At 35.3% G+C, this 11,459-nt stretch carries 11 protein-coding genes; 8 read left to right on the top strand and 3 right to left on the bottom strand.

The features are described from left to right. Positions 1 to 22: 22 nt before the first annotated feature. Positions 23 to 919 (bottom strand): DMT family transporter, encoded by an 897-nt coding sequence (locus JVV30_RS10885; protein ID WP_204194236.1) that lies wholly within the window; start codon positions 917 to 919, stop codon positions 23 to 25. A 155-nt stretch (positions 920 to 1,074) separates the two neighbouring features. Between JVV30_RS10885 and JVV30_RS10880 the strand changes: the two genes are divergently transcribed. The 7 genes from JVV30_RS10880 to JVV30_RS10850 all read left to right on the top strand — a co-directional run bounded on the left by JVV30_RS10880 (position 1,075) and on the right by JVV30_RS10850 (position 7,425). Continuing rightward, positions 1,075 to 1,548: an RrF2 family transcriptional regulator gene (locus JVV30_RS10880; protein ID WP_204194235.1), complete on the top strand. Its 474-nt coding sequence runs from the start codon at positions 1,075 to 1,077 to the stop codon at positions 1,546 to 1,548. A 143-nt stretch (positions 1,549 to 1,691) separates the two neighbouring features. Further along, the gene (locus JVV30_RS10875; protein WP_011274640.1) at positions 1,692 to 1,895 is read left to right on the top strand and encodes a helix-turn-helix transcriptional regulator; all 204 of its coding nucleotides are present in this window, start codon (positions 1,692 to 1,694) and stop codon (positions 1,893 to 1,895) included. After that, on the top strand, positions 1,892 to 2,611 hold the full coding sequence (locus JVV30_RS10870; RefSeq protein ID WP_204194234.1) for a DUF3169 family protein: 720 nt from the start codon (positions 1,892 to 1,894) through the stop codon (positions 2,609 to 2,611). Before JVV30_RS10875 ends, JVV30_RS10870 begins: the two co-directional genes overlap by 4 nt. A 91-nt stretch (positions 2,612 to 2,702) precedes the next feature. Next, a complete protein-coding gene (locus JVV30_RS10865; RefSeq protein ID WP_204194232.1) occupies positions 2,703 to 3,548 on the top strand; it encodes an ABC transporter ATP-binding protein in 846 nt (281 codons plus the stop codon). Continuing rightward, a complete protein-coding gene (locus JVV30_RS10860) occupies positions 3,548 to 4,183 on the top strand; it encodes an ABC-2 transporter permease (RefSeq protein ID WP_070854426.1) in 636 nt (211 codons plus the stop codon). Before JVV30_RS10865 ends, JVV30_RS10860 begins: the two co-directional genes overlap by 1 nt. A 167-nt stretch (positions 4,184 to 4,350) precedes the next feature. Next, the gene (locus tag JVV30_RS10855; protein ID WP_107629260.1) at positions 4,351 to 5,136 is read left to right on the top strand and encodes an arylamine N-acetyltransferase family protein; all 786 of its coding nucleotides are present in this window, start codon (positions 4,351 to 4,353) and stop codon (positions 5,134 to 5,136) included. Positions 5,137 to 5,166: 30 nt separating this feature from the next. Next, entirely contained in the window at positions 5,167 to 7,425 is a 2,259-nt protein-coding gene (locus JVV30_RS10850) for an ATP-binding cassette domain-containing protein (RefSeq protein ID WP_204194230.1), read from the top strand. 78 nt (positions 7,426 to 7,503) lie between these two features. Here the strand turns inward: JVV30_RS10850 and JVV30_RS10845 are convergent, their stop codons facing one another. Further along, positions 7,504 to 9,279 carry an oleate hydratase gene (locus JVV30_RS10845; protein WP_204194227.1) on the bottom strand — a complete coding sequence of 592 codons (1,776 nt, stop codon included), beginning with the start codon at positions 9,277 to 9,279 and terminating at the stop codon, positions 7,504 to 7,506. Between the two features lie 196 nt (positions 9,280 to 9,475). Here JVV30_RS10845 and JVV30_RS10840 point away from each other — a divergent pair, with 196 nt between their 5' ends. Further along, complete coding sequence (locus tag JVV30_RS10840; protein WP_204194224.1) at positions 9,476 to 10,063, top strand: TetR/AcrR family transcriptional regulator; 588 nt, start codon at positions 9,476 to 9,478, stop codon at positions 10,061 to 10,063. A gap of 85 nt (positions 10,064 to 10,148) precedes the next feature. Here the strand turns inward: JVV30_RS10840 and pbp4 are convergent, their stop codons facing one another. After that, positions 10,149 to 11,300, bottom strand: coding sequence for a penicillin-binding protein PBP4 (gene pbp4, locus JVV30_RS10835; RefSeq protein WP_204194221.1), 1,152 nt, complete (start codon positions 11,298 to 11,300; stop codon positions 10,149 to 10,151). Positions 11,301 to 11,459 lie beyond the last annotated feature (159 nt).

Raw genomic sequence — 11,459 nt, 5'->3', positions numbered from 1 at the left:
GATTTATCAAGCATTTAATACCTTAATGTCTTAAGCGATGTGGTGAATAATTAATCGCAATCAATGCGATTACAACACACAATCCGCCTAACATAATGTGTAATGTGAAAGGTTCACCTAATCCTATAATGGAGAAAATGGTTGAAAATAAGGGCACTAAAAATAAAAAACTACTCGAAATAGTNNNNCATAATCCAAATGATCCAATAGACGCTGGAAACACAAGCCACCAAAACCATAACCATCCCCAACCATTCAATTGTTCAATGTGATAACGTTCCCCTAACAATTGGCTAATCAAGAACATGATGATGCCGCCAAATAATAATTGCCATCCTGTTAATACCCACGCACCTTTATCAAACTTAAATTGTTTAGTCACAACAGTATTACATGACCAACATAGCGAACCAAGTAATGCGACAAATGATCCCCATCCTAACAATGTACGATCTAACCCTAGACATATCGTAACCCCAATCACACCAATCACGAGTGCAACCATTTTAATCATTGTTAACCGCTCTTTCAGTATGAAATGCGCAAGAACAGCTAACCATAATGGATTGGTAAACAGTAAAACAGCTGACATTGAAGAGGATACACCCAATGACATTGCTATATTTAATAATCCCATTGTTCCAGCCGTTTGTAATAATCCGATGGTGGCGACAAATATAAAGCCTTTGTAACTATTATGATCAATTGTTGGTACTAAGTTTTTGGCTCCCCTTTTCAACAATATAACCAATAAGATAATGAATCCCGCGATGGTAAAACGCCATCCGCCTAGTAACATAGGTGGCACGTGTTCAATTGAGATGAGGTACTTCCCAGTTGGAAAAGAAGAGCCCATACATAGGGTCGTCAAAATGATACATATATAGAAATATAAGTAAGAACGTTGATGTAAATTCATAGATGTCATCTCCTAGTCATTGATTAAAGATAATTAAGATATTCGTTGTCTTTAAATAGTATTATAATGCACCCTTTCTATTTTTCAATCATAATATATAAAAATTTTATATTATATTTTATAATGAAAGAAACGTCTATCATTGGAGGACTATTATGAAATTATCTAAAGGATGGGAGCAAGCTGTCTATGTTCTATTAATGTTGAACCTACTACCCAAACATAGCGTGATGACCTCTACCGCGTTAAGTGATCGTTTAAATGTTTCTGATTCTTATTTAAAGAAGATTATTAAAGCGCTTGTTAAAGAAGATCTCGCTAATTCTTCTACAGGCAAACATGGCGGCTTTTCTTTAAATAAGCCTTTAAATCAAATCACATTTTATGATGTTTTTCTAGCAATAGAAGGTCGAGACGCGATCTTTTCTAGTCAGCAATTATTGAAGCCCTTCTTAGGTGAAAAGGAAGGCCAAAAAGCAGAAATGTGCGTAGTTAGTCATGCATTAAATACAATTGAACATACACTTATCTCCACTTTATCTTCGATNNAAGTCAATCAAACCATCGTCACAAAATATCATCTTAACGATCTAAAACAATGGGTTCTATCGAATTGTAAATCACGGTAAAGCAAGCCTTCTGGATGTCTAACTTCAGACAACCCGAAGGCTACTTTTATATCTATTTTGACAAAAATACAGGTCTTTTTGACTACTATGCTTGTCAAAATGACAAAGATAATGTAACGTAATAGTCAAGGAGTTGATGAATATTGCGAAATCGTCTTAAAGAATTACGTGCTCGCGATGGCTTCAATCAAACACAACTCGCTAAACAAGCCGGTATCTCTCGGCAAACAGTTTCTTTGATTGAACGTAATGATTTTATGCCGTCCATTTTAACAGCCGTTAAAATTGCGCGTATATTCAATGAACCAGTTGAAAATGTCTTTATATTTGAGGAGGGAGATTTATGAAAGTAGGCAGGTATTTACTCTATTTATTGATAGGAGGTATTATTGGTGGAATGATAGGAGCCTCAATAGGAATGCTAAGTGATGGGAACATCTTTGGTATCTTACATTTCGCTTCATACAATTTCACGATTATCGTTACCATTATCGCTTCATCAATTAATATTGGACTTATCTTAGCGATTTGGAAAACCTCTCAGACATCTTTAAAATACAAACATAAAACTGAAAATGCCAGTGATGCCAACCTAGATCAATATGAACAAAAAGCTAATTTGACTTTCATGAGAACTGGCACATTATATTACATTACAGTATTAGTCGCTTTATTAAACATATTTATTATTGCCTTAGGTAATGGCCCATCATCTATTTTATTTTTAGTCATTGTGCCATTTATATTGACATTAATTCCGTCAACCATACTTGGTTTCTTTTATAGAAAATTTGACACGCGTATGCCTAAACAAGGCGAAGCCAATTATACAGAACGCATTTTAAAAAATATGGATGAAGGTGAGCGTCATATTACACTTGAATCAATGTTTAAAGTATATCACGTCAATATTTCCTTAATCATGGTAGGCGCTATTTTCTTAGGTATCTTTTCAATCGTTACAGGTATTAACCAAGCAGTTGGCATTGGCATCTTAATCATTTTATTCGCTTACAACACATTTGGTTATATGTTAAAAGTACGTAAATTTTACAAATCCTAGTTATTTATTAATTAATCTATATTATGATAAACGTAACTAATCTTTAATTAAATTAAATCCAAAACCTAATCAACAGAAAGAGAGGATTATTATGGAACATCTACTACAAGTGCAACATCTCAACAAGTCATATAGTAAATCGCAATTCCATTTGAAAGATATTTCTTTAACACTTCGCCCTGGTGAAGTGCTTGGTTTAATTGGTAAGAATGGTTCAGGTAAATCAACATTGATTAATACATTAGTTGGTAACCGTTTTAAAGATTCTGGAGATATTTCATTTTTTGATCAAGTTGTCTCAGATAAGGATTATGCATACAAAGAGCATATTGGCGTTGTATTTGATGACTTACGTGTGCCTGATAAACTCGAAATTAAAGATATGGATAAGGTTTTTGCGAATATTTTCAAAACGTGGAACAGTGATCGTTTCTTTGAAGTCATTCAGCGTTTCGAATTACCAACTAACGCGCAAATTAAGACATTCTCAAGAGGGATGCGTATGAAAGCAGCCTTAGCTATGGCTTTAGCGCATGATACAAAGTTACTCATTCTGGATGAGGCTACTGCGGGTATGGACGTATCAGGGCGTGAAGAAGTCATTGAAATGTTGGAAGACTATATTTCAGAAGGCAATGGTATTCTCATTTCATCTCATATTTCTGAAGATATTGAGCATCTCGCTACACAATTAGTGTTTATGCGTGATGGTGAAGTTGTCCTTCAAGAAAATAAGGAAGCATTGTTAAAACAATACGGTATTGTAGAAATTGAGGAACAAAATGATGTAGACATTCCACAAGACATCATCATTGCAGCAAGAGTGAGACACGGTAAGCGTCAAATCTTAATTAATGATTGGTCACGCGTTACAAATGCGCACCCACTTAACACTATTGATGACGCAACAAAATTAATTATGAGAGGTGATAAATAATGAAAGGTCTAATTTTAAGTAGTTTCTATGCAACTAAAAAGTCACTTATCACGTATTTAATTGTAGCCATTGTAACTAGTGTCTTATTCGCCTTTATAAATCCAGCAATGGCATGTTTCTTACCAATGCTTTTCTTATTGTCACCAGTGACAGATAACTTGAAACGCGAAAAAGATTCTAAATGGATGTACTATATCTCAACATTGCCATCACATCGTAGCGCTTATATTAAAAGCTATTTCGCATTTTACGGCATACTCATCGTCATTGGATTAATTATTGGCTTAATCGCAGTATTAGCAATACACCAAAATTTGATGTTAACACTTATTTCAGGTTTAGTTGGTATAGGTGGTGCTGGCACATACGCTATCATGTTCCCGTTAACCTTTAAATTCGGTCCAGAAAATTCAAATGTCATCATGATTTCAACATCTGTTATCGTTCTTATTTTATTCTTTATTACTTACTTTGGTGTCATTATATCAGCTTTGGTACGTTCAGGATCATTCTCTGATTTAGGAACAAATCCTACAGATATCCTTTTCATAGGATTATATGCACTACTTGGCATCATTTGCTTGGTGGCTTCTTATTTCCTTTCAATAGCCATTTTCAATAAACAAGAATTATAACCTTTAAGTTATTTACAATTTTAATTTAAACTCAAAGTGGTTCTAAGCACGCTACATTAGTGGCACTCAAGTGTTTAGAACCACTTTCTATTCATTGCTTATATGCGTCATTCAACTTTTTATAGGGTATGGATGACTAAACGCACTTAAAAAGGAGTCCTCATCTAATGAACATTCAAAATATCGAACGCTATTTACACATAGATGCTTCACTTCATCAATCACCTACACTTGAAGCACTCAATTATTATATTAAGCAATACATGCTTACGGTTCCTTTTGAAAATATTAATGTCCAAAATGGCATACCTATCTCCGTAGAAATTAATGATTTATATGATAAATTCATTATTCAACACCGTGGCGGTTTCTGTTACGAAATGAATCATTTCTTTGGGACTTACCTTGAAGCCAAAGGGTTTACCGTATATCGCATGTCTGCGACAGTCGAACAGCCGAATGGCAATCGTAGTCCAGAAGGTTCACATATGTCACTTGTAGTCCCAATTGATGGTGTCAGTTATGTTGCAGACGTAGGTTTTGGAGATTTACCTTTACAAGCTTTACCTATTACCAATACCGACCCTACTCATCCTGTGACAGATATTACAGGCGAATTTCGTGCGATTTCAGAACATGACGGTACCTATTGTATTCAAAAGCTTGAAAATGGTACATGGGTCACGCGTTACGAAGCGCGTTTCCAACCCAAACAAGTTGAAGATTTTGCGGATATGATTCAATATAATTCAGAACACCCAGATTCTATATTTGTGCAACAACTGATTGTTACGCAACCTCAGTCATTTGGTCGTGCTACGATGTCATTACAACATCTCACACTAAGTAAACAAGATCATAAAGATAAGTACGACGTAACTTCTGACAACTATCGAGCTTTACTAAAAGAGTACTTTAATTTAGATGTCAAAATTAAGCCTTTAGAATCTTAAAATATACATTTCTCATTAAGAGGTGAAATTATGTCTAACATAGAGATTGTTGGTGCTAAACAAAACAACTTAAAAAATATAAATGTAACCATTCCAAAGCATAAATTAACAGTATTTACAGGTCGTTCAGGTTCAGGGAAGTCTTCCCTCGTCTTCAATACTGTAGCTGCAGAATCCGAAAGATTGTTAAATGAAACGTATTCAAGTTATGTGCAACATCAACTCACACAATATGAGAAACCTGATGTTGACCAAATTAAACATCTTCCGGTTGCTATGATTATCAATCAAAAACGTCTTGGCGGTAACTCTCGTTCAACTGTAGGTACGATTTCTGATATTTACGCGTCCGTTCGTCTTCTATGGTCACGTATTGGCGAACCCTTTGTAGGTTACTCTGATATCTTTTCTTTTAATAATCCTAAAGGAATGTGCGAAACATGTTCGGGCTTAGGCTACGTTGAAGATATAGATTTAAATGAATTGCTTGATTATGATAAATCACTAAATGAAGATGCAATTAAATTCCCTTCATTTAGACCAGACAGTTGGCGTGGGAAACGTTATTTATATACAGGTTTATTTGATAATGATAAGAAACTAAAGGATTACACGAAAGAAGAAATGGATACCTTCCTGTATACTGAACCAACCAAATTAAAGAACCCGCCCTCAAATTGGCCAAGGACTGCGAAATTTGAAGGATTAATCCATCGTTTTCGTCGTTCATTTCTACTCAATGATAATTTTGAAAAGAAACGTTTTAAAGAAGACATCGATCGTGTCGTATCGAAACATGACTGTCCTAGTTGCCATGGTCAACGTCTTAATGACACTGTGCTAAGTTGTAAAATTAATGGTTTAAATATTGCAGAATTCACAAACCTACAAATTGATGAGGCGTTAGCCTTTTTAAGAAAAATAAAACCCGACAAAGCACGTGTGATCATAGAGCCACTCAAAAAACAACTAGAAGCGTTAAGTTATATCGGATTGAACTATTTAACACTTGCACGGGAAACGACTTCCCTATCTGGCGGTGAATCACAACGTATCAAACTCATTCGTCATTTAAATAGTCCTCTTAGCGATCTTGTATATATTATTGACGAACCAAGTGTTGGACTACATCCAGAAGACATTCAACGCATTAATGACATCATTCACTCCTTAAAAGATAAAGGTAATACGGTGCTTGTTGTGGAACATGACCCAGATGTGATTAAGACGGCTGACCACATTATTGATTTAGGTCCTTTAGCCGGTAAAAACGGCGGTGACATTACATTTACTGGCTCGTACAACGCACTACTCGCTTCGGACACGAGTACTGGTCGCGCATTAAATCGTGAACATCAACTCAAAACGACACCACGTACGGCAAAAGACATGCTTCAAATTTCAAATATTAGTCGTAATAACTTACAAAATGTCTCAACTGAACTACCTAAACATGCGATGACTGTCGTTACAGGTGTTGCGGGTTCAGGTAAAAGTTCACTCATTTCTGCAGGATTTGAACGTAACTCAAATGCTATCTTTATTGATCAGAAACCTGTTCATGCATCTAATCGTTCTAATTTACTCACTTATCTAGGTATCTTTGACGATGTGCGCAGTTTCTTCAGCCAACACACTGGTCTTAAAAAAAGTATGTTTAGCTATAATTCAGAAGGTGCATGTCCAGAATGTCATGGCAAAGGCGTCTTAAAAACTGAACTTGCGTTTATGCCAGACTTTTCACAAATATGCGAGTTATGTGGCGGAACAAGATATCGTCCAGAAGTGTTAGAAGCTAAAGTAGAAGGTTATTCTATTGCGGATATTTTAGCATTAACTGTGGATGAGGCCATTGAGAAATTTAGTGATAGTCCAAGTATCACGCGACCGCTTCAAGCATTAGCGGATACAGGACTCAATTATATGACTTTAGGACAATCATTAGATACACTTTCAGGCGGTGAAATTCAACGTGTGAAACTAAGTCGTTACCTTACTCAAGACGTGACTGATAAAATCTTTATCTTTGATGAGCCAACAACTGGATTACATGAAGATGATTTGCCAATCCTTATTGATTGTTTTAATCATCTTATTGACGAAGGTAATACAGTTATCTTGATTGAACATAATTTAACGATGATGACTCAGGCGGATTGGTTAATTGATATTGGCCCCTATGCCGGAGATAAAGGTGGTCAATTACTTTATGCGGGCGAACCCGATGGTATTTTCAATATCGACAATTCCGTAACCGCTAAACATTTAAAACGATATATAAGTAATTAACATAACAATATAAATACCCCCACAAACGTAACCGTCATGTGGGGGTTGAGTTCTGCCATTAAGCATTTGTATCTACACTTATAGTAACTTGTGTTGTTGCAACAATGCTTCGATATATGTGCCTTTAATCTTCTTCAAGAAAGTGTTGAGTGCGAGTTGCTGTATTTTGTTATGTTCGGTGAGTTCTATTAAATTTTTACGGTCGGTGAGTTCATATAAGGCATCCATCAATATGCGAAGGTCAAATTCTGTTGCAACCACTTCAGGGACACCTCTATCTATGCCCAACAATTGGTAGACTGCTTCCATAGCAGTTCTTACCGAATATTCAGTGGTAAAGACAGTATCTCTTTCTGTTTCTGCAAAATTACCAATAAAGGCTATGTTGCGAGCATTTTTAGGCACAACAAGTGGTCTGTCTCCAACAGCTCTAGGCATAAAATAAGAACAGATATATGGCATATAGACTGGTATCGTATTACATTGATTTTTAGCGAGGTCTTCAATTTGATTGATAGGTACGCCCATATGATATAACCATTCTTGGCAGATTTCATTTCCACTGCACTCGGTGATTGGTTTATTGATAAAGTCACCATTCACGTTTGAATATAACGCGTAAATCCAAACGCTCACCTCATCGTCGGGTTGGCTTTTAAATTGTTGCTGACGATTTACAGTAAAATTCAATTGCCATTTAGAATCATTCACAGTAACAATCCCACCTGTCACTGTCTTGCCGGCTAAAGGATCTCGTTTACAAATGTGCTCGATAGTATTAATAATTGTCTTGTTATTCGTCGTCGCAGTTGCTGATACAAACCAACTTTTGTCCGGTAAATGATGATAGAACTTTTCGGGACAACCAAACTCAGGGCTCTGTTTGGCAAGATTACGCCACAATGTCCAACTACCCCCGATATCTTTTGTAGGGGGTGCGGGTGTGTTGTTATCTCCATATGTTGAACTTTCAGTAATACTACCATTCGTAACAAATACTAAATCATTTGGCGTTAGAGGAATAACTTCATCTTTACCTGAACGTTTAAGTTGTATTTCACGAGCAACCTTTTCTGTTGTTGTGATATCTACTTTAATATTCATGACTTGGACATCATATTGAAATTGCACACCGTGGGACTCTAAGTAAGCAATCATAGGAAGAACAAGTGATTCATATTGATTATATTTAGTGAATTTAAGGGCACTGAAATCCGCTAATCCTCCAATATGATGTACAAAGCGCATTAAATATCGACGCATCTCCATCGCGGAGTGCCATGGTTCAAATGCGAACATTGTTTTCCAATAAATCCAGAAATTCGAATGCATAAAATCATTTGAGAAGACATCCGTAATCGTCACATCATTTAATGCTTCTTCTTTCATTAAACATAAATGTATAATTTCTTTAATCGCTTGTGGCGTCAAAGTAAAATCACCATCAGTAGGTAACTGATGTCCCCTTTTCTCAATAACACGACAACGTGAGTAATTAGGATCTTCTTTATTTAACCAATAAAACTCATCTAATACGGAAGCATTGTCCATTTCAAGCGATGGGATGGAGCGAAATAAATCCCATAAACATTCGAAATGATTTTCCATTTCTCTTCCGCCTCTAACAACATAGCCTTTTAAAGGAAGCTGATCGCCATCTAAACTTCCACCAGGTTTAGACAATTCTTCTAAAACATGGATTTTTGACCCATCCATTTGTCCATCTCTAATCAAGAAACATGCAGCAGCTAACGAGGCTAATCCAGAACCAATAAGATAAGCGGATTTATGCGCGACATTTTCTGGTTTTTTAGGACGGGCAAATGCTTCATAATTCCCGTTACTATAGTACATACATATCACTTCCCAAATGTTCATTGTTTTTAATTTTTAAATTGAAAAGTAGTAAACTATAAGTAATCTTAAAGAAATTAATCTACCCTTCGACTGTATTATAAAATGAGGAAGGCCAAGAATTGTGCGTCACTTATGTGGGTTTGTAACATAAGCGACATTTTAATTAAACTGTCCGATATGAGGAGTGATGATGTTGAACAAACAAGATTTACGCGTCCAAAAGACACATCAAGCGCTAATTACTTCATTTTCTGAACTATTGCAATCGAAATCATTTGAACAGATTACAGTTCAGGACTTATGTACCAAAGCCAACGTACGACGATCTACGTTTTATCGTCATTTTAATGATAAATATGATTTGTTAAATCACGTTGTCGGCACGTTGATTGATCATTTTAGAGCGCTATATTTACCAGACATTAATCCTGATAATCCAAGACAATTTTTCGAGAAATTGATGAAAGATGTTTTAACATTTATTCACGATAATAAAGACATGGTCCGTAGCGTTATAACTCTCAATTTCTACGGCGAAGTTTATACTATTTTTTATGAACAAATTTACAAAGCGGTTCAAAAGCAAATTGCCTTTGATAAACAAAGTGGTCAATTTTATGTAGATGTAACCATATATGCGGAGTTTTTAACTGGGGGTATTTTAAGCGTTATAACGAACTGGATTCAACATGGTCAGCAACAATCCATCGATAAAGTAACGAATGAAATTGTGAATATGATATGTGGTGCTAGAGAAATCCATTTGAAGAAACTGAGCTAAAACGCCCTTTATTAAAGGTATTTCATAATTTGAAAAATGTCGCCAAGTTGAAAGCTTAGCGACATTTTTCATTTGATTCGTTCATTTAGAACCATTTCCATTTTTTATCTGCAGCAACGCGTGGGTAGTCACTACCTGGTAAGAAATCCCTATGATAATGAACATAGGCTTTACCATCTTTATTGATGGCTATATGCCACTGAGTGCTATCCTTTGGCACGATATCATATAAATCTTTCTTAACATGATATTTCTTGCCATCAATTTCATGGTCACCTTCAGTTAATACTTTCTTGTATTCATATTTTTGGCGATATTGTTTAATAATGTTGTTCCCTATTCGATTTCTATTATATTTTGCATTTTCATCGCCATAAGGTTGAACGTTCATGACCGTTTCGTTTAAACGCAAGTGATTTTGCTTATTGGTTAATGCGATGTTATAGCCTTTATTACTTGTACCTGTCTTTAACCCATCTGTACCAGGTAAATAAAGCGGTTGGCCTTTTAACGATAAATTTGTACTCTTAAACGTATTGCCTTGTTGTGTATCTTGTGTCAACTTAGATATTTGCAATACTTCAGGATGCTTTGAAATAAGCTGTTGCATTAAAATGTTCATATCTTTCGCTGTACTTTTAGGATATTCTTGTTTTTTAAATTTAGATGGTGCGTATTGACCTAACAAGCGATTCTGCGCGCCAGCAGGATTGACAAAATTTGTATTTGTCATATGGAATGATTGAGCTTGTTGATTCATTTTGTTAGTAAATGCATCATTATTACCACTAATCTTCTCACCTAATATCATCGCAGCAGCATTGCTTGATGCTAATGTTGTTTGTTTGATTAGTGCTTCAATCGTATATACTTGACCTTGTTGCAATGATACTGATGATAAATTTGGTAAATTAGACAGGGTTGCATAATGATTGGTAATTTTTACTTTATCGTTAAGCTTTAATCTTCCATTGTCAATGGCTTCATATGTTAAATATAAGGTCATCATTTTAGACATAGATGCCGGATCAACATGTTGATTTCCCTGGTAATGATATAAAATTTGCCCTTGATCTGTAGTCAACATGACACCACTAGGCTGATATTTCTTACTTATGCTACTATTTTTTTCTTTATTGGCAATCGTTACTGGCGATTCACTCGCGTAACTTATCGACGTATGTAATAGCGCTATCGTAATGATGACGCCTATCCCTTTTACAAATTTACTAAACAATATATCCCCTCTTTTTAAATATTTATAATATTGTACAATACTTTTTATAACAATATTATATGGATATTACAACTATATATAACGCATAATCTTAGAATGCTGTTTCTTATTATGATGATCAACACTAATTTTTAATGATTTAACCAAATTTAAGGGAGT

Origin of the sequence: Staphylococcus sp. GDY8P47P (genome assembly GCF_016892225.1) — a bacterium.
Taxonomy (GTDB): domain Bacteria; phylum Bacillota; class Bacilli; order Staphylococcales; family Staphylococcaceae; genus Staphylococcus; species Staphylococcus borealis.
Note: the sequence above shows the minus strand (reverse complement) of the source record. Positions and strands in the feature narration are given on the sequence as shown.